Origin of the sequence: Salinisphaera orenii subsp. halophila YIM 95161, from assembly GCF_003732545.1 — a bacterium.
GTDB classification, from domain to species: Bacteria; Pseudomonadota; Gammaproteobacteria; order Nevskiales; family Salinisphaeraceae; genus Salinisphaera; species Salinisphaera orenii_A.
Genome location: NZ_AYKF01000093.1, coordinates 1 through 21,719 on the forward strand (window position 1 = coordinate 1; position 21,719 = coordinate 21,719).

At 68.2% G+C, this 21,719-nt stretch carries 15 protein-coding genes; 6 read left to right on the forward strand and 9 right to left on the reverse strand.

Features of this window, described 5'->3' with window-relative positions; all coding sequences use genetic code 11:
- Positions 1-5,813, forward strand: a 5,813-nt coding sequence (locus tag SAHL_RS11460) for a YadA-like family protein (protein ID WP_123591554.1), incomplete at its 5' end; no start/stop codon positions are given.
- A gap of 24 nt (positions 5,814-5,837) precedes the next feature.
- Positions 5,838-6,635, forward strand: coding sequence for an OmpA family protein (locus SAHL_RS11465; RefSeq protein ID WP_123591555.1), 798 nt, complete (start codon positions 5,838-5,840; stop codon positions 6,633-6,635).
- A 266-nt stretch (positions 6,636-6,901) separates the two neighbouring features.
- Here the strand turns inward: SAHL_RS11465 and SAHL_RS11470 are convergent, their stop codons facing one another.
- From SAHL_RS11470 to SAHL_RS11490, 6 genes are all read right to left on the reverse strand, one after another.
- Positions 6,902-7,828: an SH3 domain-containing protein gene (locus SAHL_RS11470; protein ID WP_123591556.1), complete on the reverse strand. Its 927-nt coding sequence runs from the start codon at positions 7,826-7,828 to the stop codon at positions 6,902-6,904.
- A 120-nt stretch (positions 7,829-7,948) separates the two neighbouring features.
- Complete coding sequence (locus SAHL_RS17565) at positions 7,949-8,338, reverse strand: hypothetical protein (protein WP_148045559.1); 390 nt, start codon at positions 8,336-8,338, stop codon at positions 7,949-7,951.
- A gap of 748 nt (positions 8,339-9,086) precedes the next feature.
- Entirely contained in the window at positions 9,087-11,069 is a 1,983-nt protein-coding gene (locus tag SAHL_RS11475; RefSeq protein ID WP_123591557.1) for an acetyl/propionyl/methylcrotonyl-CoA carboxylase subunit alpha, read from the reverse strand.
- 30 nt (positions 11,070-11,099) lie between these two features.
- Positions 11,100-11,918 (reverse strand): enoyl-CoA hydratase/isomerase family protein, encoded by an 819-nt coding sequence (locus tag SAHL_RS11480; RefSeq protein ID WP_123591558.1) that lies wholly within the window; start codon positions 11,916-11,918, stop codon positions 11,100-11,102.
- A gap of 9 nt (positions 11,919-11,927) precedes the next feature.
- Positions 11,928-13,079: an acyl-CoA dehydrogenase family protein gene (locus SAHL_RS11485; RefSeq protein ID WP_123591571.1), complete on the reverse strand. Its 1,152-nt coding sequence runs from the start codon at positions 13,077-13,079 to the stop codon at positions 11,928-11,930.
- Positions 13,080-13,231: 152 nt separating this feature from the next.
- Positions 13,232-14,848 carry an acyl-CoA carboxylase subunit beta gene (locus tag SAHL_RS11490; protein WP_123591559.1) on the reverse strand — a complete coding sequence of 539 codons (1,617 nt, stop codon included), beginning with the start codon at positions 14,846-14,848 and terminating at the stop codon, positions 13,232-13,234.
- A 535-nt stretch (positions 14,849-15,383) separates the two neighbouring features.
- Between SAHL_RS11490 and SAHL_RS11495 the strand changes: the two genes are divergently transcribed.
- The 4 genes from SAHL_RS11495 (at position 15,384) to SAHL_RS11510 (ending at position 19,569) form a co-directional block, all read left to right on the forward strand.
- Entirely contained in the window at positions 15,384-16,016 is a 633-nt protein-coding gene (locus SAHL_RS11495) for a TetR/AcrR family transcriptional regulator (protein ID WP_123591560.1), read from the forward strand.
- Between the two features lie 179 nt (positions 16,017-16,195).
- Complete coding sequence (locus tag SAHL_RS11500) at positions 16,196-17,176, forward strand: NADPH:quinone oxidoreductase family protein (protein WP_123591561.1); 981 nt, start codon at positions 16,196-16,198, stop codon at positions 17,174-17,176.
- Positions 17,177-17,329: 153 nt separating this feature from the next.
- Entirely contained in the window at positions 17,330-18,376 is a 1,047-nt protein-coding gene (locus SAHL_RS11505; protein WP_123591562.1) for a glycosyltransferase family 4 protein, read from the forward strand.
- The gene (locus SAHL_RS11510; protein WP_123591563.1) at positions 18,373-19,569 is read left to right on the forward strand and encodes an NAD-dependent epimerase/dehydratase family protein; all 1,197 of its coding nucleotides are present in this window, start codon (positions 18,373-18,375) and stop codon (positions 19,567-19,569) included. Before SAHL_RS11505 ends, SAHL_RS11510 begins: the two co-directional genes overlap by 4 nt.
- 10 nt (positions 19,570-19,579) lie before the next feature.
- Here the strand turns inward: SAHL_RS11510 and SAHL_RS11515 are convergent, their stop codons facing one another.
- From SAHL_RS11515 to SAHL_RS11525, 3 genes are all read right to left on the reverse strand, one after another.
- The gene (locus tag SAHL_RS11515; RefSeq protein WP_123591564.1) at positions 19,580-20,542 is read right to left on the reverse strand and encodes an ArsA family ATPase; all 963 of its coding nucleotides are present in this window, start codon (positions 20,540-20,542) and stop codon (positions 19,580-19,582) included.
- A gap of 430 nt (positions 20,543-20,972) precedes the next feature.
- Positions 20,973-21,236, reverse strand: a complete 264-nt coding sequence (locus tag SAHL_RS11520; protein ID WP_123591565.1) for a cory-CC-star protein — start codon at positions 21,234-21,236, stop codon at positions 20,973-20,975.
- Between the two features lie 47 nt (positions 21,237-21,283).
- Entirely contained in the window at positions 21,284-21,691 is a 408-nt protein-coding gene (locus tag SAHL_RS11525; protein ID WP_123631819.1) for a hypothetical protein, read from the reverse strand.
- Between the last annotated feature and the right edge of the window lie 28 nt (positions 21,692-21,719).

Genomic DNA, 21,719 nt, shown 5'->3' on the forward strand with positions numbered 1-21,719 from the left:
GTGGTGACACCATCACCAACCTGGGTGCGCCCCAGGCCGATGGCGATGCGATCAATCTCGACTACTTCAACGAGAACCGCTCTCACTACTACAGCGTCAACGACAGCGGCACCCAGCAGGACAACTACGCCAACGACGGCGCCGAGGGCGTGGACTCCCTTGCCGCCGGGGTGGCGGCGGCCACCGGGGCCGGTGCCGAACGTGCCCTGGCACTGGGCTATAACACCAGCGCCACCGGCGTGGACAGCGTGGCCATCGGCCAGTTTGCCAGCGCGGAGGCGGGCGGATCCGTCGCCATCGGGCGTGACGCCACGGCCAATGGCGGCCAGGCGATCTCCATCGGCTACGGCAATACCGCCACGGGCGATGGTGCGGTGTCGATCGGTGACCCGAGTACCGCCATCGGTGACGGCGCCCTGGCGCTAGGCAAAGACAACTACGCCGAAGGCACCGGTGCGGTGACCGTGGGCAACAACAACACCTCCGAAGGGGATGGGGCCCTGGCGATCGGCGACACCAATATCGCCAATGGCAATGGTTCCATCACCATGGGCGTCAACAACCTGGCTACCGGTAATGGTGCTGTGGCCATGGGCAACGACAACGTGGTGACCGGCGACGGCGCCTTCGCGGTGGGCAATGATGCTACCAGCGGTGCGATCGACAGCCTGGCCCTGGGCACCGAAGCCTCGGCGACATCGCAGCATGCCATGGCGCTGGGCAATAGCTCGGATGCCTCGGGCTTCGGGGCCTTCGCTGTCGGTAATACGTCTGTTGCCTCGGGCGGGGGGGCCATGGCGGTCGGTCAAATATCTACGGCCACGGGGCTGCGCTCCTCGGCGATTGGGCTTGAAGCCATAGCGAGTGCGGAAGATGCCCTGGCAGTGGGGACCGAGGCCGAGGCCAGCGGGCTGCGCAGCACGACTCTCGGCAATAACAGTGTCGCCGCCGGTCAGGGCTCGTCGGCTCTCGGCTCGAATGCCGACGCCCAGGCGTTCGGCAGCATGGCGGTCGGGGCGCGTTCCACGGCGGTGCATGAGCAGAGTATCGCCCTGGGTGGGGCCTCCCGGACGGTACGGGGCGCACAGGATAACTATGCGGCCTACGGTCTGGACGCACCGCAGACCTCCAAGGGGGAACTGGCCATCGGCCAGGTCGCGGTCTTCGACGAGGACGGCAACCAGCTGACTGAGCCGGGCGAGCGTCAGATCACGGGGGTCGCAGCGGGCAGTGCCGACACCGATGCGGTGAACGTCTCTCAGCTCAAGGGCATCGAGACGCACTACTACAGCGTCAACGACGGCGGCACACAGGCCGGCAACTACGATAACGACGGTGCCACCGGCGACAACGCCCTGGCCGCCGGGGCTAACGCTTCGGCATCCGCCGATAACGGCGTCGCGCTCGGCAACGGTGCCACCGCGCGCACCGCCGACAGCGTGGCACTCGGCGGCGGTGCGATCACCAACGACGCGGTCGCCACCGACAGTGCCACCATCGGCGGCACGAGCTATGCGTTCGCCGGCACGAGCCCGGTCGGTACCGTGAGCATCGGCAGCGCGGGCAACGAACGCACGATCACCAACGTGGCCGCCGGGCGCGTGGCCGACGACAGCACCGATGCCGTCAACGGCAGTCAGCTGTTCGCCACTAACGAGGCCGTCGACAGCGCGACCGATATCGCCAACAACGCCAATCAGGGTTTCGACCTGAGCGCCCAGGACGGTGGGGCCAGCACCGTGGCGCCGGGCAGTGAAGTCAACTTGCGCAACACCGACGACAACGTCGAAGTCACGCAGACCACCGCCAACGGCCGTGAAGAGGTCAACTTCGACCTGGCCGACGATGTGACCATCGGCAATAGCCTGACGGTGAACAACGGCCCGACCATCGATGGCGATGGCATCGACATGGGCGGGGACGTGATCTCCAACGTGGGCGATGGCACGGCACCGGGCGATGCCGTGAACCGCGGCCAGCTCGACGGCATTTCCGACGGCCTGACCATGGAAGGCCTGAACTTCAGCGGCAATCAGGGCGACGACGTCCATCGCGATCTCGGACAGACCCTGGCCATCACCGGCGAAGCGACGGCCGGCGGCGACTACAGCGGGAGCAATCTGCAAACCGTCACCGATCCGGCCACGGGCACGATCTCGATCCAGATGACCGACCAACCGCAGTTCGGCGACGTGACCGTCAACGCCGACGGCGACGGCACCATCAGCGGCGTGGCGGACGGCGCCGATCCGGGCGACGCAGTCAACGTCAGCCAACTCAGCGATGTCAGCGAGGTCGCCAACGCCGGTTGGAACCTCAGTACGAACGATGGCCCCGCTACCAACATCGCGCCCGACGGCGAAGTGAACCTGCGCAACACCGATGGCAACGTCACGGTCTCGCAGACCACCGCCAACGGTCGTGAAGAGGTTAACTTCGACCTAGCCGACGACGTGACCGTCGGCAACAGCCTGACCGTGACCGACGGCCCGACCATCGACGGCGACGGCATCGACATGGGCGGCGATACGATCTCCAACGTCGGCGCACCCCAGGCCGATGGCGATGCGATCAATCGTGAATACTTCGACGCCAATCGTAGCCATTACTACAGCGTCAACGACGGCGGCACCCAGGCCGGCAACTACGATAACGACGGCGCCACCGGCGACAACGCGCTGGCGGCCGGCGTGAACGCTTCGGCATCCGCAGAGAACGGCGTCGCACTCGGCAACGGTGCCAACGCACGGACTGCCGACAGCGTGGCACTCGGCGGCGGTGCGATCACCAACGACGCCGTCGCCACCGACAGTGCCACCATCGGCAGCACGAACTACGACTTCGCCGGCGCCACGCCGATCGGTACCGTCAGCATCGGCAGTGTCGGCAACGAACGCACGATCACCAACGTGGCCGCCGGCCGCGTGACCGACGACAGCACCGATGCCGTCAACGGCAGCCAGCTGTTCGCGACCAACGAGGCCGTCGACAGCGCGACCGATATCGCCAACAACGCCAACCAGGGCTGGAACCTGCAGACCAACGGCGATACCGCATCGCAGATCGAGCCGGGCGATACCGTCCAGTTCATCGACGGCCAGAACATCGCGCTGACACGCAACGGCCCCGACGTGACCGTGGCCACCACCCCGGATCTGGCCGCGGACAGCCTGACCATCAACAACGGCGGGCCGACGATCGACGGCGGCGGCATCGATATGGGCGGCCAGACGATCAGCAACGTCGGCGCGCCGGAAAACGACGGCGATGTCGTCAACCGCGAGTACTTCGACGCCAACAGCAGCCACTACTACAGCATCAACGACGGCGGTACGCAGGACGACAACTACGACAACAACGGCGCGACCGGCGTGAACAGCCTCGCGGCCGGCGTCGACGCCTCGGCCACGGCCGAGAACGGCGTGGCCGTGGGCTACGGCGCCAACTCGACCGCGGTCGGCAGCGTCGCCCTCGGCGCCGGCTCGATCGCCAGTCGTGAACCGATCGGTGCTCAGGGCGAGATCGATACCAACGGCGACACCACCATCCGCTACAACACCAACGACCAGACCCTTCTGGGCGCGGTATCGGTGGGCGATCCGGGCACCGGCAACGACGACGGGTCCTACCGCCAGATCACCAACGTGGCCGACGGTATCCAAAGCCAGGACGCGGTGACCATCCGCCAGCTGCGCGGGGCGATCGGCTCGGTCGAACAGACCTCGACCTTCTATTTCCACGCCAACTCGCCGGTCGACCCGGCGGACAACGATTCGCTGGCCGTGGGCGAGAACTCGATCGCGGTCGGGCCGAACACCGTGGTCAACGCGGACAACGGCCTGGGCATCGGCAACGGCGCCCAGGTCGCCCAGGGGGCCGACGGCGCCACCGCCATCGGCATGAATTCGCAGGCGGGCCTGGAAGACGCGGTCGCCATCGGCACCGAGTCGTCGGCGAACGGCGAACAGTCGCTGGCACTGGGGGCCGGCGCCGAGGCCGGCAACCCACAGAGCGTGGCGCTGGGCAGCAACAGCGTGACCGACGACGTGGTCGCCACCGAGGAGACCACCATCAACGGCACGACCTACGGCTTCGCCGGTACCGACCCGACCGGCACGGTGAGCGTCGGCGGCACCAAGACTGACGGCGACGGCAACACCATCACGCAGACCCGCACGGTGACCAACGTCGCCGCCGGCCGCGTGGACGCCGACAGCACCGACGCCATCAACGGCTCGCAGCTCTACACCACCAACCAGGTGCTGGAAGGCGTGAGCGGCGATATCGACGACATCGCCGGCGATACCAGTGACGAGTACGCCGAGACCAACGGTCGCGGCATTCGCTACGTGCGGACCAACGAGACCGGGCTGGACGAAACCGATGCTTTCGCGCAGGCGCCGGGCGGCACGGCGGTGGGCTACCAGGCCCGGGCCAGCGCGGAAAATGCCGTCGCGCTCGGGCGTAATGCGGTCGCCTCCGAGGCCGGCAGCGTCGCACTCGGCCAGAACGCCACGACCGCCGCAGCCGTGGGCACCGACAGCGGCACGATCGCCGGCCAGGAATATGCCTATGCCGGCACCAGCCCCGTCGCCACGGTCAGCGTAGGCGCCCCGGGCAGCGAGCGTACGATCACCAACGTCGCGGCCGGGCGCGTGAACGCCGACAGCACCGACGCCATCAACGGCAGCCAGCTGTATGCCACCAATCAGGCGGTGGATAACATCGACGGGCGAGTCAACGCGGTTCAGGGTGATGTCAACGAACTGGACGGCCGCGTGACCAACGTCGAAGGCGATGTCGCCAATCTCGGCGATAGCGTCGACGATCTCGACGACCGCGCCGTGCAGTACGACACCGACGCCAACGGCGACCCCGACTACGACAGCATCACCCTGGCCGGCGACGACGGCACCACCATCGGCAATGTCGCCGCGGGTGATATCAGCCAGGACAGCATGGATGCCGTCAACGGCGGGCAGCTGTGGGCCGTGCAGAACGAGATCACCGACATCAACGAAGGCGGGATCAAGTACTTCAAGGCCAACTCCGAGGGCGCGGCTGCCCAGGCCGACGGCCAGGACAGCGTCGCCATGGGCCCGGACTCGGTGGCCGAGGGCGATCGCAGCACCGCGATCGGCGCCGGCTCGCGCAGCGAGGTCGACGACGGCGTGGCGCTGGGCTCGGGATCGGTGGCCAGCCGCGAAGGCATGAACGGCGACCGCGAACGCTTCTCCGATACCGCCGTGGCGTCCAACCGCGGAGCGGTATCGGTCGGCAGCGAAGGCGGCGAACGTCAGATCACCCACGTCGCCGGCGGCACCGAAGCCACCGACGCGGCGAACATCCGCCAGCTCGAAGCGGTACAGATGGGCGCGGTCAACTACGACCGCAACGAGGACGGCACGGTCGACTACGGCTCGGTCACACTCGGCAACGGCGATTCACCGACCCGGCTGCGCAACGTCTCCGCCGGCGTCGCCGATACCGATGCGGCCAACGTCGGCCAGCTGCGGTCGCTGGATCGCAACTACAACCGGAGGTTCCGCGAACTCGGCAATGAAATCAACGATGTCGAGGACACCGCTAATGCCGGCGCAGCAAGCGCCATCGCCATCGGCTCGCTACCCAAGGCCTATCTGCCCGGCAAGAGCATGTTCACAGCGGGCGCGGGTACCTACAACGGCGAATCCGCCCTCGCGATGGGCGTGTCGTCGCTGTCGGACAACGGCCGCTACAGCGTCAACGTCAACGTCACCGGCGACTCCCAGGACAACTTCGGCGCCGGCGTCGGCGCGGGCGTGTACTGGTAAGCTCTCAACACAAGGCATAGAACGATGTACACAAAACACAATCTCGCCCTGTGCTTGAGCGGGGCCGCCCTATTCGCGCTGGCTGGCTGTGCGACCCAGCAGACCCAGGGCTCGGACCGGGCCGTCGAGTTTCCGGATCCGGATTCGGCCTGGGTGGACGACGGCACCACCATCGATCCGGACAATCTGGCGCTCATGCATGCCGGCATGGACAAAGATCAGGTGTACGCCGCACTCGGGCGGCCGCATTTCCAGGAAGGCTTCTTCCGGGTCCGGCAGTGGAACTATCTCTTCCATATTCCGGTGTCGGATCGCGCCCAGCAGTTCGTGACCTGCCAGTACCAGGTGCAATACGACAGCGACATGCACGTCGAGAGCACCTACTGGCGTAATCCCGAATGTGCCGACTATGTGCACGGCGCCAAGCTGACTCGTACCACGCTCTCGACGGACGCCCTGTTCGACTTCGACAGTGCCACGTTGTCCGACACGGGCGAGCGGCGCATCGCCGATTTGGCAGAAAAAATCCGGTCGCAGTATGCCGAGCCCGAGATCGCGGTCACCGGCTATACCGATCGGATCGGCGGGCCGGGCTACAATCTGGCGCTGTCCCAGCGCCGTGCCGCGGCAGTGACCGGCGCCCTGGTGGATGCCGGCCTGTCGGCCAGCGCGATTCGAACCGAGGGCCTCGGCCAGAACAATCCGGTGTCGGATTGCGGCAGCGATCTGCAGGGCGCGGCACTCAAGCACTGTCTGCAGCCGGACCGCCGGGTTGAGGTCAGCGTATCCGCACTGACCGAGCAGACAAAACACAGCGGCTGACGACAGGCGCGAGTCAAGGGGCCGAGACGGCCGCCTTGACTCGCGTGCAGCCGTTAGCTTCGCCCTCTTCCCCCGGGCCTCACGCGACATCCGATCGATACGCGACGATCGCACACGAGCCGCTACCAGCCCAGCTTCACCCGGCGCCACTCGCGTGATGACTTACCGACACGGATAGCCCGAACGCGTCGGCGGGCCGGCGTACCCACATGGACGTAGAACAGATCGGGGATGGTCGCCGTGGCCGTAGCGGCCGAATCGCTGCCTCAATCCAATAGTTTGGACGCGATCCAGCCCAGGCGCTGCTGCTCGGGCAGATAGACCTGGCTCCAGCCCTCGGTCTCGCCCAGGACGTACAGGGTGGCGCCCCGCTCTCGCGTGGTCAGCACGTCATAGTCGGTGGATCGGCCGGCGCGTACTCGGGCCTTGCCGACATCCACGCTCGCCTCGCGCAGATGCGACAGGCTGGCCTCGATATTCCCGGCAGCCTCGTCGTTGCCGTTCTGTGCGGCCATCGCGAACCAGAACACGGCCCACGCATAGTTGCGCTCAACGCCGCGGCCGCGTGCGTACATCGCGCCGAGATTGTTCTGGGCCAAGGCGTCGCCGGACTTCGCCGCTTTTTCGTACCAGTCGAGCGCCCGGGCCGGGTCGCGCGTCACGCCGCGGCCGTTCTCGTACAGCGTGCCCAGGTTGTTCTGGGCCGAGACCACGCCCTGCTCGGCCGCGGCTTTTATCCAGCGCGCCGCCTGCGCCTCGTCAACGTCGACCTCACGGCCTTCGAGATACAGCAGGCCAAGCCGGAACTGGGCATCGGCGTCGCCCTGCTCGGCGGCGCGTCGATACCAGCGTGCCGCGACCTGCTCGTCACGCTCGACCCCCCGGCCGCGCATATAGCGTTCAGCCATCCTCGCTTGCGCTGGCGCATAGCCAGAATCAGCCGATAGGCTGTACCACTTCGAAGCACGATCCTGATTTCGTGGCACACCGCGGCCGGCTTCGTACATGCGCGCCAGCCTATACTGCGAACGCGCATTGCCTGCCTCTGCCGACTCCCGCCATGCATAAACCGCCGACGCGAAATGACCCTGCTCATACTGCGCCACGCCCTCCTCGTAGTCGGCGTGCACCGCCGACGCGCAGCAAACCAGTCCGAATCCAAACACCAAAAGGCTAGATCGAACCCGGTTCATTCATCACCCGATTGCGTGAACGTCCAGTGCGTATCGGTCTTCCGCTCTTCGCCATAGGGCAACGTGACTCGCGGTGTCCCGAGCGTGGGCGTCATTACATCGCGCCTATTCGAAACTAGGCTAGCGATCGTTCGGGCCGCCACCACCCTGCGGCGCAGGCTGTTGCGGGCCGGCAGCGCTGGAATCCAGGGTTTCGGTTCGAGCATGCGTCAGCACGCACAGCACGCCGGCAGAATTGCGAACGATGTCGTGGTTGGTATTGCAGTAGAGCGCAACCGTGTTGAGTACACGTGCGTCACTGGTCTGACTGTTGCCACGATCGAATCGAGCCAGCAATAGCTCACCTTCCGAGCACTGCGCAGCCTGCTGATCGGTATCCGCAATACACAGTTTCGATTGATCGATTTCGGTATCAGACCAATCGGACCATGGGCAACCTGTCAGCAACATAGCCGTGACTGCTAGGGAGACACCCCCCAAGGCGTGAATCGTCGTGCGTTTGGCGTTCATAACCCCTCGAATGATCTTCAATCACGCGACCAATCTGTAAACCGTCGCACTGATCGAAATCGCGGTCGGATCGGCACCGCACGAGCCGCCCTTTGCTGGCTTGGCGGGTCGCGGTGCACCGGAATTTATCTTTTACATTAAACAGTTCACGTTAACGCTGCAACATGGCGGCGGCTAAGATTTTTCAGTATTGCCGGCGCAGCAGCGCGTGCCGTTTCAGAAGTCTCACGACGGTAATGGCTAGCGACCGCGCGCGCTGCGCCAGATGGGCGTCCCGTCGATCTGCAGGTACGGCCCCCACCCGAACAATCTGTTGCGAGCTGTTGTCGACTACGCGTATTTCGTCGCCGGGGACACTGCCCGCCAGCAGGCGACGGGAAGTCGTCCGGGGGTCCGCCAGTTCAATTACGATGACGACCTGTGCTCCGCTGCGCCGACTCGCTCGGTGCCGGGAGCGGGGCATCCTGAGGCTGGGTGAGCGGCGCCGTCTCGAACAGCGTAGCGCAGGCATGACCAACCTGAATGAGGCGTTCACAGCTTGCTCGAAACGGCCCCAGGCGCCCATGTCCTCGAATGCGGCATAGACCAGAAAGTTATCGTAGCTCTTACCCTCAAACGCTGGAGCGACGACTGCATTGCCCAGGGACGCTTCGCACAGCGCACGAGACTCGGGAGCAATAGAAGGCAAACCCACCGGTGGCCATAAAGCAGAGATTGCAATGGACTGCCCTTGAAAAGAATCACTCAGTCACGTATCGGGCGCGATCACGAGCAACAACTGGCGCGCAGCGACCTGGTCGCCGGCCCGGCAGTGGACGGCTTCGACCGTGCCATCCACGTCGGCGGCCACGACGAACTCCATCTTCATTGCCTCGAGCACGAGCAGCGTGTCACCGGCGCGCACCGACTGGCCCGCGACCGCGTCCACACGCTGGATGCGGCCGTCCATGCGCGCGACCGTGCGACCGTCGCCGGCCGCATCGGCCGAGGCCGGCGGACGACGCAACACGTCCTCATAGGCCAGGGTCACGCCTTCGGCGGCCAGCCAGAGGCATGCCCCGTGCCGAAGCGCATGGGCGCGTCGATGCACGCCGGCGTGGTGCCAGTCCAGCCGCGTGTCCGCGGATGCGGTCAGCCCCAGTTCGATCCACGCTTGATCGACGCAAACGCGGTAGCGGCCCGCACCGTCGCAGGCGAGCCGGCATGCATGGCGGGTGTCGCCGTCGTCCAGGATCATCGGCGCTTCGTCGGCATAGGCACTGCGCCAGCCGAGTAGCGAAGCGTCGAGCCCGGCGCGCTCGGCCAGAGCCACGGCCTCCAGATGATGCATCGCGGCCGCCGCGAGCGCGCGGTGCAGCGCCGGCGGGCGCTCGCGCTCCAGCGCGTCGGCCATGTGCCGTTCGACGAAGCCGATATCGAAGTCGCCGCCGGCGAAGACGGGATGCGCCAGGATACGGCGCAAAAAATCGCGATTGCTGGTCGGCCCGAACAGCAGCGTGTCGTCCAGCGCTCCGATCAGGCGTCGACGGGCGATGTCACGCGTGGCGCCGGTGGCGATGAGCTTGGCGGCCATGGAATCGTAATGCGGCGAGACGACCAGCCCATCGGCCAGGCCGTGATCCACGCGCACACCCGGCCCGGCCGGCGGGCGCCAGCGGTGTATCGTGCCGGTCGCCGGCATGAAGTCCTGCGTGACGTCCTCGAGACACAGCCGCACTTCGATGGCATGGCCTTCGAAGCGGATCGCATCCTGCGCCAGCGCGAGCGGCTCGCCGGCGGCGATGCGCAGCTGCCAGGCGACCAGATCGACCCCGGTGATCATCTCGGTCACCGGATGCTCGACCTGCAGGCGCGTGTTCATTTCCATGAAGTAGAAGGCGCCGTCGGGCTCGAGCAGGAATTCCACCGTGCCGGCGCCGCGGTAGTCGATGGCCCGGGCCGCCGCCACGGCCGCAGCCCCCATCCGCGTTCGCAGCGCGGCGTCCACCGCCGGCGAGGGGGCTTCCTCGACGACTTTCTGATGCCGCCGCTGTACCGAACAGTCGCGCTCGCCGAGATGGATGACGTGGCCGTGGCGATCCGCCAGAACCTGGATCTCGACGTGGCGCGCGCCGGTGACCGCCTTCTCCAGAATCAGCTCGTCGGAACCGAAGGCCGAGGCCGCCTCGGAGCGTGCCGAGGCGATCGCCGAGGCGAGATCGGCGATGCGTTCGACGCGACGCATGCCGCGCCCGCCGCCGCCGGCCGAGGCCTTGACCATGATCGGCACGCCGATGCGCTCGCCCTCGGCGCACAGCACGTCATCGTCCTGGGCCACGCCTTCGTAGCCCGGCACGCAGGGCACGCCGGCCTCGATCATGCGCTGCTTGGCCGCCCGCTTGGCGCCCATGAGCGCGATGGCGTCCGGGGCCGGGCCGACGAAGACGAGACCGGCGTCCTCGACCGCGCGCGCGAAGGCGGCGTTCTCGGCCAGAAAGCCGTAGCCCGGGTGCACGACATCCGCGCCGGTGGCCCGGGCCGCCTCGATCAGCCGCGCTATCGACAGATAGGACTCGGCCGCCGGCGCCGGGCCGATGCACACGGCCTCATCGGCGAGCGCCACGTGCGGCGCGTCGGCGTCGGCCTCGGAATACACCGCGACGCTCGACCAGCCGAGCGCCCGGGCGCCGCGGATCAGCCGTACCGCGATCTCGCCGCGGTTGGCCACCAGCAGCTTGTTCAGGGCGCGCATCCGCGGGCCTCCGGGCTGCCGCCGGTCGCTTCAGGCATCGCCATCACCCTGCGCCCAGTACGGCGCCCGCTTGTCGAAAAACGCGCGTACCCCGTCGCGCCCCTCGTCGCCGGTCAGACAGTCGGTGAACGTCTCGGCGCCGGCGTCGAGCAGCGCGGCGGGCTCGGCGGTCCGTGCCGCGCGGACGATGCGCTTGGTCTCCGCGATCGCCCCGGGCGCGCAGGCCAGCACATCCTCGAGCACGGCGGTGATCCGGTCCTCGCCGGCCTCGGCGTCGTCGACCACATCGTGGGCGATGCCCAGTCGCGCGGCTTCGCCGCCCTTGAGTTGATGACCGCAGATGCCGAGCCGTCGGGTCTCGGCGGCGCCGATGCGCGCGACCACGAACGGCAGGATCTGGGCGGCCGGCACACCGAGCCGCGCCTCGGGCATGCCCATGCGCGTATCGGTGGTGACGATGGTGATGTCGGCCACGCACAGCAGCCCGAAACTGCCGCCCAGGGCCGCGCCGTCGGCCAGTGCGATCACGGCCTGCGGGGCGGCGTCGACGGTTTCGAGCAGCTCCCCGAAGCGCCGGCTGTGCGCGGTGGCTTCGTCGCGAGCGCTCGCGTCGTCACCGTCGAAGTCCGCGAGCGCGTTCAGATCGGCGCCGACACAGAAATGGTCGCCGGCCCCGCGCAGCACGACGACGCGCACGCTGCGGTCGTCACGGACCGCGTTGAAGGTGTTCACCAGATCGTCGATGAGCCCGGCGTCGAGCGCGTTGCCGGCGTCGGGGCGATCGAGGGTGGCATGCAGCACGCCGTCCTGCCGGTCGAGGGCGAGCGCAGTGGTCTCGGGTAGTGCCATGTCGGTTTCCTATGCGGTCGAGTGCAGGTCGAGGCGCTTGGCGATGATCTGCAGCATGATCTCGTCGGCGCCGCCGCCGATCGAATGCAGGCGCAGATCGCGATAGAACTGGGCGGTGGTGGATTCGGCCATATAGCCGTGCCCGCCCCAGAACTGCAGGCAGGTATCGGTGAGCTGGCGCGCGAGCCGGCTGGTCTTGAGCTTGGCCATCGAGGCGTTGCGGGTGACATCGCGCCCGGCCACGAGATCGGCGGTGGCCTGGTAGGTGAGCGCGCGCGCCGCCTCCAGTTCGGTGGCCAGTTCGGCCAGCGTGAACTGCACGTACTGGTTGTCGATCACGCTCTGGCCGAAGGCCCGGCGCTCTCGGGTGTAGGTGACGGTATCGTCGAACACCCGCTGCATGGCCTCGAGAATGCTGGCGGCGAGGAACAGCCGCTCCTCCTGGAACTGCTGCATCTGATAGACGAAGCCCTGGCCGGCCTCGCCGATGAGGTAGCGCGCCGGCACACGCACGTCGTCGAAGAAGATGATCGCCGTATCGGAGCTGCGCTGGCCGAGCTTGTCGAGCCGCGTTTCGCGATTGACGCCGGGCGCGTCCAGCGGCACCACGATCAGCGACTTGTCGCTGTGCTTCGACTCACCGCCGGTCACGCACAGCAGGCAGATCCAGTCGCCCTGGGTGCCGTTGGTGATCCACATCTTCTGGCCGTTGATGACGTAGTCGTCGCCCTCGCGCCGGGCCGTGGTCGTGATGCCGGCGACGTCGGAGCCCGCACCCGGTTCCGACACGCCGATACAGGCGACCTGATCGCCGGCGATGGCCGGCGCGAGGAAGTCGCGCTTGAGCTCGTCGCTGCCGTAGCGCGCCAGCGCGGGCGTGGCCATGTCGGTCTGCACGCCCACGGCCATGGGAATACCGCCGCAGGTCATGCGTCCGAGGCTCTCGGCGAAGGCGAGCTGGTAGGAGTAATCGAGCCCGAGGCCGCCGTATTCCTCCGGCTTGGTGATGCCGAGCAGGCCGAGATCGCCGAGACCCTTGAATAGCTCATGGGCCGGGAAGATGCCGGCGTTTTCCCAGGCGCGCACCTGCGGGTTGACCTGTTCTTCGATGAAGCGCTCGGTGGTGCGCCGGATCTCGTCGTGCTCGTGGGTGAACATCAGGCGCCCCCGGCGCGACGGCGGCGCTCGCCGTCGCGCGCACTCGCCGCACGCGGCATGCGCGAGTATCCGCGCGGGCACGGCGTTGCCGGCGCGCCGGCAACACTCGGACCTGGTGCGCGCGGGACCTCGTTCACTTGTGTCATCTCAGGCTCCTAGAAACGCGCGACGCCGAAGTCGGTGGGCCGCAGCGTGCGCCGGCGCGCCTCGCGACAGACCGAGAGCGTGAGCGCCAGCACGCGGCGGGTGTCGCGCGGGTCGATCAGACCGTCGTCGAACAGGCGCGCGCTACCGTAGAAGGCATGGCCCTGCTTGTCGAAGGCGCCGGTGATATGGGCGTGCATCTTCTCGAGCATGCCCTCGGGCACGGCTTCGCCGCGCGCCGCGTACTTGCCTTCGGTGACGATCTGCATCACGCCCGCGGCCTGTTCGCCGCCCATCACCGCGGTGCGCGAGTTCGGCCAGGCGAAGATGAAATCCGGCGAAAAGCCGCGCCCACACATGCCGTAGTTGCCGGCGCCGAAGGAGCCGCCGATCACGAACGTGATCTTGGGCACGTGGGCGTTGGCGACCGCCTGGATCATCTTCGAGCCGTGCTTGACCATGCCGGCCTGCTCGGCGTCCTTGCCGACCATATAACCGGTGATGTTCTGCAGGAACACCAGCGGAATCTCGGACTGACAGCACAGCTGGATGAACTGGGCGGCCTTGTTGGCGCCCTGGGTGGTGATCGGGCCGTTGTTGCCGATCACGCCCACGCTGCGCCCTTCCACGGCGGCGTGGCCGCAGACGAGCTGTGCGTCGAAGTCGGCCTTGAATTCGTCGAAATCCGAATCGTCGACCAGGCGCGCGATCACCTCGCGGCAATCGTAGGGTGTCTTGTGATCGGCGGCGACGAGGCCGCAGAGCTCGTCGATGTCGTAGCGCGGCGGCGCGAATGGGGCCGGTTCGGGGCGCGGCGCGCGGGCGGACCAGTCCAGGCGGGCCATGATCTCGCGCGCCTGGCGCACGCCGTCGGCGTCACCCTCGGCCAGGTATTCGCAGGTGCCGGCAACGCCGGCGTGCATGTCGGCGCCGCCCAGCGCCTCGTCCTCGGCGATCTCGCCGGTGGCGGCCTTGAGCAGCGGCGGGCCGGCGAGAAAGACCCTGGCCTGGCCGCGCACCATGATCACGTAGTCCGACAGGCCGGGCATATAGGCGCCCCCGGCCGTGGACGAGCCGTGCACGACCGTGATCTGCGGAATGCCGGCCGCCGACAGACGCGCCTGGTTGGCGAAGGTGCGCCCGGCCTCGATGAACATCTCGTCCTGATAGAGCAGGTTGGCGCCGCCGGACTCGATGAGCGAGACGATCGGCAGCTTCTGCTCGAGCGCGATCTGCTGGATGCGCAGGGTCTTCTGCACGCCCCAGGGCGTCATCGTGCCGCCCTTGATCGCGCTGTTGGAGGCATTGATCATGCAGCGCACGCCGGCCACGTAGCCGATCCCGCAGATGCTGTTGCCGCCGGCCAGCGATCCGTCGGTGTCGTCGTGGCAGCCGTAGCCGCACAACGTCGACAGCTCCAGAAACGGCGAGCCGCGATCGAGCAGCAGGTTGACCCGATCGCGCGGCAGCAGCTGTTCGCGCTCGCGATAGCGCGCGGCCTTGCTCTGCTCGGTGGCCCGCACGCGCGCCTCCACGTCGCGCAGCGCCTCGACCGCGGCGAGCATGCCCTCGCGATTGCGGCGATGGTCTTCGGACTGGACGTCCACCGTGGAGGACAGGACCGTCACGTCAGAACGCTCCGCCGTCGTCTTGAAGCGGCCTCCGCGTCGTCGGCCCGAGCGCGAAGCCGCCGTACCGGGCCTGCAGAAACAGGTCGCCGACGCGGCCCGGGGCGGGCTTCACGCCGTTCGACCTCGGCGCCAGCAGGCGCGACGCCGGGAAAGCCTCAGATCGAGCCCGAACCGTATCCCTCCGACGCTGGACACTCGCGACGCGAACCGCCGCGGCACGCGGCCGTCCTGCGCCCCGACACCCGCCGGCACGCGCGCGATACGGCTGAAGACGGCGGGCCACAGGCGCACCCGCGTGGCTGGAATGACCGGCGCTCGGCGCGCCGTGGTGCCGGATCGATGACACGATCCTCTCCTCTCGAAAGGCCGCTGTCTGCGGCTGCGAGCCGGTCGGCCCGACGCGCCGCGACAGTCTTCGCATGTAGTGGCCGAAAGCGTGCTACTCGCTCGCCACGCCGTCAAGTCGAGTGGCTCACTTTAGACCGAGCGGCGCAGCCGCTAGACTCGCATCATCGATTTCACCCGGACGGTCATGACGAGCGCGAGTCCTGCAGCGGCCTACCAGCGCCGGATCTTCCGGGCCAAGCGCGCGGCGATCCTCGACGCCGCGCTCGACTGTTTTCTCGAACGCGGTTTCGCCGGCACCAGCCTCAACCGCATCGCCGCCGCCGCGGCGGTATCGACGGCCACCGTCTACCGGCATTTCCCGAGCAAGGACGAGCTCTTCGCCCAGATCATCGAACGCACCTTTCTCGATGGCGCCGCCGAATCGCTGGACACGCTGCCCACCGGCCAGCCGGCCGCGGTGCTGCCGCAGATCGCCGAACGCTATGCGCGACTGATCCTCACGCCGCATTTCCAGCCGCTGGTTCGGGTGCTCATCGCGGAAGCCGTGCGCCTGCCCCAGCTCGGCCACGCGCTGGAGCAGCGCGGTCACGGCCCGTTTCTGGCCGCGGTCAAGCGCTACTTCGAGCGCGAGCACGCGCTGGGCACGCTGGTCGTGGCCGATCCGGGCCTGGCTGCGGAGCAGTTTCTGGGCATGATATCGAGCGTGGTCTTCTGGCCGCGGATGCTCAACGACCAGCGCCGCCCCTCGGCGGCCAAGGTGGAGCGCACCTGCGAGGCCGCGGTCGCCGCCGTGCTGGCCCGCCACAGGCCGGGCTGAGGGCCGGCTACGCCCCGCCGGCCATAGGCCGTCGCGACCGTGGCACCGGCCGGGCTCCGTCGGTTCTGCGCGTCGCCGCGGTCACGTCATGGCCACGATCAGGCAGAATATGCTGAACGAACGTTCGTTATAACCGGAAATCGAGGCGCGGACCGCGCGCCCCAATCGAGGAGACGAGAATGAGAGCACTGCTCTGCAAGCAGTTCGGTCCGCCGGAGACGCTGGTCGTGGAGGACATCGCCGCGCCCGAGATCGGCCCCGACGATGTCCGTATCGACGTTCAGGCGGCCGCGGTCAACTTCCCCGACAGCCTCATCATCGAGAACAAGTATCAGACCAAGCCCGAGCTGCCCTTCTCGCCGGGCGGCGAGCTCGCCGGCGTGGTCTCGGCGGTGGGCGACAACGTGAATCACGTCGCCGTCGGCGACGACGTCATCGCCTTCACCACGTACGGCGCCTTCGCCGAACAGGTGGCCGCCCCGGCCGATCGCGTCATCCCCATGCCGGCGGGCGTCGATCACGTCACGGCCTCGGCGTTCGTGATGACCTACGGCACGACCTATCACGCGCTCGCCGACCGCGCGGCGCTGCAGTCCGGCGAAAGCCTGCTGGTGCTGGGGGCCTCCGGCGGCGTGGGCCTGGCGGCGATCGAGATCGGCAAAGCCCTGGGCGCGCACGTGATCGCCGCGGCCTCGAGCGAGGACAAGCTCGCGGTCTGCCGCGAGCACGGCGCGGACGAGACGATCAATTACGGCGAGGAGGATCTCAAGACCGCGATCAAGGACCGCACCGGCGGCCGCGGCGTTGATGTCGTCTACGATCCGGTCGGCGGCCCGGCCACCGAAGCCGCGCTGCGCGGCACCGCCTGGCGCGGGCGGCTGCTGGTCATCGGCTTCGCCAGCGGCGAGATCCCGAAACCGCCACTCAACCTCGCCCTGCTCAAGGGCTGCTCGATCGTGGGCGTGTTCTGGGGCAGCTTCGTCAAGCGCGAACCCGAGGCGAGCCGGAAACAGCTGACACAGCTGTTCACCTGGCTCGGCGAGGGCCGGCTGCGGCCCCACGTCTCGGCGACGTATCCCCTGGCGCGCGGCGGCGAAGCCATCACGCTTCTGGCCTCGCGTCGCGCCTCCGGCAAGGTGGTCATCAAGCCCCAGGACTGAGGCGATCGCGCCGGCCGCTGTCGCGGCCGGCGCCCCGAGCTGTCAACAAACCGCAATCCGGCCGTCATCGCGGCGTTATCCGCGCACGCCACACTGCGCCCAGCGTGACACCGGCCCGAACCTCTCGGGCCGGCAACGAAACGGGGAAGGCGCATGCGCATCGCACTGCTCACCGACGCCTGGCGGCCGCAGGTCAACGGCGTGGTGACCGCACTGACCGCCCTGGTGGCCGAGCTCGAGCGGGCCGGCCACGAAGTCCTGGTGATCCATCCCGGTCTGTTCGTGACCGTGCCCTGCCCGACCTATCGCGAGATTCGCCTGGCCGCCGCGCCGCTGCCGGGCGTGGCCCGGCGCCTGCAGCGCTTCGCGCCCGATGCGGTGCATATCGCCACCGAAGGCAGCGTCGGCCTGGCCGGCTGGCTGTACTGCCGGCTGCGGCGCTGGCGCTTCACGACGTCGTTTCATACCCGCTTCCCCGAATACATCAACGCCCGCTGGCCGCTGATCCCCGTGGGCCTGGGCTATCGCGTGCTCAACCGGTTTCATCGGCGCGGCGTGCGGACGCTGGTCAGCACGCCGCCGATGGTCGATTTCCTGTCGGACCAGGGCTTTGCGCGGCTCGCACTCTGGCGGCGCGGGGTCGATATCCGGCTGTTCCGCCCGGTCGAACCAGCTGCGCTCGACCTGCCGCGGCCGGTGTTCATGTACTTCGGCCGTGTCGCGCCCGAAAAGAACGTCGAGGCGTTTCTGGATCTCGAGCTGCCGGGCAGCAAGCTGGTCGTCGGCGACGGCCCGGCGCGGGCGGCCCTGGAACGCCGTCATCCCGACGTGCACTTCGCGGGCATGCGCCTGGGCGAGGATCTCGTGCGCCATATCTGCGCGGCCGACTGCATGGTCTTTCCCAGCCGTACCGACACCCTGGGTCTGGTGCTCATGGAAGCCATGGCCTGCGGTGTGCCAGTGGCGGCCTATCCGGTCACCGGACCGATGCAGGTCGTGCAGCCGCACGTCACCGGCGTGCTCGACGAGGATCTGCGCGCCACCGCGCTCGCCGCGGTCGAACTCGACGGCCAGGCCGGCATCGCCTACGCGCGCGCCAACGGCTGGGCGGCCTCGGCGGCCGAGTTCGCCGCACAGCTCGCACTCGCGCGCCCGCGCTCCCGCGGCTCGAACACCCCGGCACTGGAGATCTCGCGATGAAGATCCTGATACTCGGCGGCGACGGTTTCTGCGGCTGGCCGACCGCGCTTCACCTATCCGGTCGCGGCCACGATGTGACGATCATCGACAACCTCTCGCGCCGGCATATCGACAACGAACTGGGCGTGACTTCGCTCACGCCGATCGCGCCCATCGACGTGCGTCTCGATAGCTGGAAGCGCACGACCGGACGCACCATCGCCGCCCTGCACATGGACGTGGCCCGCGAATACGACCGCCTGGAGGCGACCATCGAACGGCTCGCCCCCGACGCCATCGTGCATTTCGCCGAACAGCGCTCGGCGCCCTATTCCATGAAGCATGCCCGCGCCAAGCGCTACACGCTGGAGAACAATCTCGCCGCCACCCAGAACGTGCTCTGCGCGCTGGTCGAGACCGGCGTCGACGCGCATCTGGTGCATCTGGGCACGATGGGCGTCTACGGCTACGGCGGCGGCCTGCGCATTCCCGAGGGCTATCTCACCGTCGAGGTCGACGACAGCGACGGCGCGCGCACCCAGCGCGAGATCCTGTTCCCGCCGGACCCCGGCAGCATCTACCACATGACCAAGACGCAGGATCAACTGCTGTTCTATTTCTACAACAAGAACGACGGCCTGCGGATCACCGACCTGCACCAGGGCGTGGTCTGGGGCACGCAGACGCGCGAGACGCGCCTCGACGAGCGTCTGATCAACCGTTTCGACTACGACGGCGACTACGGCACCGTACTCAATCGTTTTCTCATGCAGGCCGCGGTCGGCCACGATCTGACCGTGCACGGCAGCGGCGGCCAGACCCGGGCCTTCATCCATATCCAGGACACGGTGCGCTGTATCGAAATGGCGATCGGCAACGCGCCAAACGCCGGCGAACGCGTACGCATCTACAACCAGATGACCGAGACCTGGCGCGTGGGCGAACTCGCGAAGCTGGTCGCGGGCCTGACCGGCGCGCGCATCCGCCATATGGACAACCCGCGCCGTGAGGCCGCCGAGAACGATCTGTGCGTGGACAACCGCTGCCTGCTCGATCTCGGCCTGGAACCGACCACCCTGCGCGGACAGCTGCTCGGCGAGATCATCGACGTGGCCCAGCGCTATGCCGATCGCTGCGACGAAACGCGCATCCTGTCGACCTCGCAGTGGGTGCGCCCGCAGACGCCGGACGGCGACCGGGCACTAGCGGTCTGATTGCGTCGCCTCAATCGGGCGCGGCGTCGCCCAGGCGTGCGGCCAGATCCACGAGCTGGTGGCGGCCGACGATATCGCGCGCGCTCTGGGCGACCTCGACGCGTTCGAAGGCCGCGAAGCGATCGCGGATCTCGGCCAGATATTCGTTCTGCTGGGCGACGCGCTCGGTGACGAAGGCGCTGGCCGGGTCCTCCGGCCAGAGTCGGTTCACGTAGAGCGCGCCGATGGGAATCTGGGTATCGCGCAGCTGCTCGATCACGCGCGCGGTCTCCTCGATCGGCAGACGCTCGGCCAGCAGCACCGGATGAAACACGGCCTCGGCGTGCAGGCGCCGGCGCGCCTCGGCGAAGCGCTCCGCGCGCTGGCGAAGCCGTACGAGTACGCGATCCTCGCGCTCGGGTTCGCTCACGCCGGCCATCGTGCGCCACATGCCCTGGAGTTTGTTCACCTTCGCGCGCTGAGCCTGCAGGCCCTCGACCCAGGCACCCAGCATCGACGGCAGCGTGAGCAGGCGCAGCGTATGACCGCTGGGCGCGGTATCGAAGACGATGCGGTCATAGTCGTCCGGACACCAGGTCATGATGCGGGTGAAGCGATCGAACAGCGCCGACTCGGCCGTGCCCGGCGCCTGCACCGCGAGCTTGAGATGCCGGTCGAGCGCCGGCAGCACCGCCTTGGACACGGCCGCCTCGGCGTCCTCGCGGATGCCTTCGACATAGGCGCGTGCATCGGCCTCCGGATCGATCTCCATCGCCCAGAGGCGCTCGCCGGCCGCGGTCGGCTGATCGCCCAGCCGCGTCTCGAGCAGGTCGGAGACCGAATGCGCCGGGTCGGTCGAGACCAGCAGGGTGCGATGGCCCTCGCCGGCCAGGCGCAGCGCGTGGGCCGCGGCCAGCGTGGTCTTGCCGACCCCGCCCTTGCCGCCGAACAGGTAGAAGCGGGTCGGGCCGTCGTGGTGGTGCTCATGCGCCATCGGGCGTCTCCAGCGGGTTCATGCGCGGCGCGCTTGTCGGCCATACGCGTCGCGCGAGCTTTTGACGCTCGCGGGCCAGGCGAAGCGCAGCCGAGGTTCCGATCGCCGCGTATCGCGATCGTGGGCGCGACCGGGCGCTATGGCCGGTTGACGGGTCGCAGGCCTGCGCGCCAAGCGTCGTGCTGCGGCCAGAGGAGGCGTCGCGCGGGCTCGCGCCGTCACGCTGTACAGGCGCGCTGCAACGCTGGATGGCCACATCTTGTCCATGTCATCGGCGCTGGGGCTGAAGAATCGGACGCCCCGCCATAACCAGGGGCACCCGGCGGCGTGGCAAACCCCGGTTGTGGCAGACCCGGCCCCGGCGGCTCGCGCCCTGCCGGACACGCTTGGCGGTCTCCAACGCGGCGCACGGACGAACAACCAACGGGCGCTAGCAGCACACGCCGGCTTCGGGAAAGGTGTCCATGCCCATGCGCTGGTGCCAGCGGTGGAACGACTCGATCAGATCCGGATAGAGTTCGAGCGCGTAGTAGTCGGCCGGGCCGGGAATCCCCAGCGCCTCCAGAAACAGCAGGGCGACGAGCACGTCTTCTTCGGAGCGCGCCTCGCGGGCGATGCCGGCGCGCCAGGGCGCCATGAACAGTTCGTCGTGGTAGTCGGAGAACCGACGCCACAGGCTTTTCTCGTCGGCCATGTCGACATGCCTGTCGTGATGAATGCGGTCACCGTGTTGCCGCGCGTTCAATCCTGCGCGATGCGCTCGAGCACCCGCGCGACCACTGTGTCGGTCGCGGGCAGACGCCCCGAATACAGCGTGTCACCGTCGCAGACCACCGCCATCGGCGCGCCGGCCCGGGCCATGGAGCGAATCGTCGCTGCCCAACCGAGGCCGCGGCGACGCGCGGCCCGCCAGACGGTCGGATACAGCCAGAGCAGGTTACGCGGGTCGGCCACGATCAGATCGAGCTCGGGCGCGGCCGCGGCCAGGTCGCGATAGACGGCCCCGATCCGTTCCATGCGCGCCCGGCTGTGGCTGAAGTCCGCCGCCCCGCCGAGCGCCGAATCGCGCGCACCCAGACGGCCGCAACAGCCGGAGCCACTGTGCTGCGCATCCTGCTCGCGCACCAGGATCACCTGGTGCGTCGTCACCGCGCCGGCGCTCGCCTCGGGGCGATCG

Bases quoted from the DNA above. Each gene is read 5' to 3' on its own strand.
- SAHL_RS11520 (WP_123591565.1), bottom strand. From the start codon at position 21,236: ATGGCCGACGAGAAAAGCCTGTGGCGTCGGTTCTCCGACTACCACGAC.
- SAHL_RS11500 (WP_123591561.1), top strand. From the start codon at position 16,196: ATGAGAGCACTGCTCTGCAAGCAGTTCGGTCCGCCGGAGACGCTGGTC.
- SAHL_RS11505 (WP_123591562.1), top strand. From the start codon at position 17,330: ATGCGCATCGCACTGCTCACCGACGCCTGGCGGCCGCAGGTCAACGGC.
- SAHL_RS11470 (WP_123591556.1), bottom strand. From the start codon at position 7,828: ATGAACCGGGTTCGATCTAGCCTTTTGGTGTTTGGATTCGGACTGGTT.
- SAHL_RS17565 (WP_148045559.1), bottom strand. From the start codon at position 8,338: ATGAACGCCAAACGCACGACGATTCACGCCTTGGGGGGTGTCTCCCTA.
- SAHL_RS11495 (WP_123591560.1), top strand. From the start codon at position 15,384: ATGACGAGCGCGAGTCCTGCAGCGGCCTACCAGCGCCGGATCTTCCGG.
- SAHL_RS11510 (WP_123591563.1), top strand. From the start codon at position 18,373: ATGAAGATCCTGATACTCGGCGGCGACGGTTTCTGCGGCTGGCCGACC.
- SAHL_RS11480 (WP_123591558.1), bottom strand. From the start codon at position 11,918: ATGGCACTACCCGAGACCACTGCGCTCGCCCTCGACCGGCAGGACGGC.
- SAHL_RS11475 (WP_123591557.1), bottom strand. From the start codon at position 11,069: ATGCGCGCCCTGAACAAGCTGCTGGTGGCCAACCGCGGCGAGATCGCG.
- SAHL_RS11465 (WP_123591555.1), top strand. From the start codon at position 5,838: ATGTACACAAAACACAATCTCGCCCTGTGCTTGAGCGGGGCCGCCCTA.
- SAHL_RS11515 (WP_123591564.1), bottom strand. From the start codon at position 20,542: ATGGCGCATGAGCACCACCACGACGGCCCGACCCGCTTCTACCTGTTC.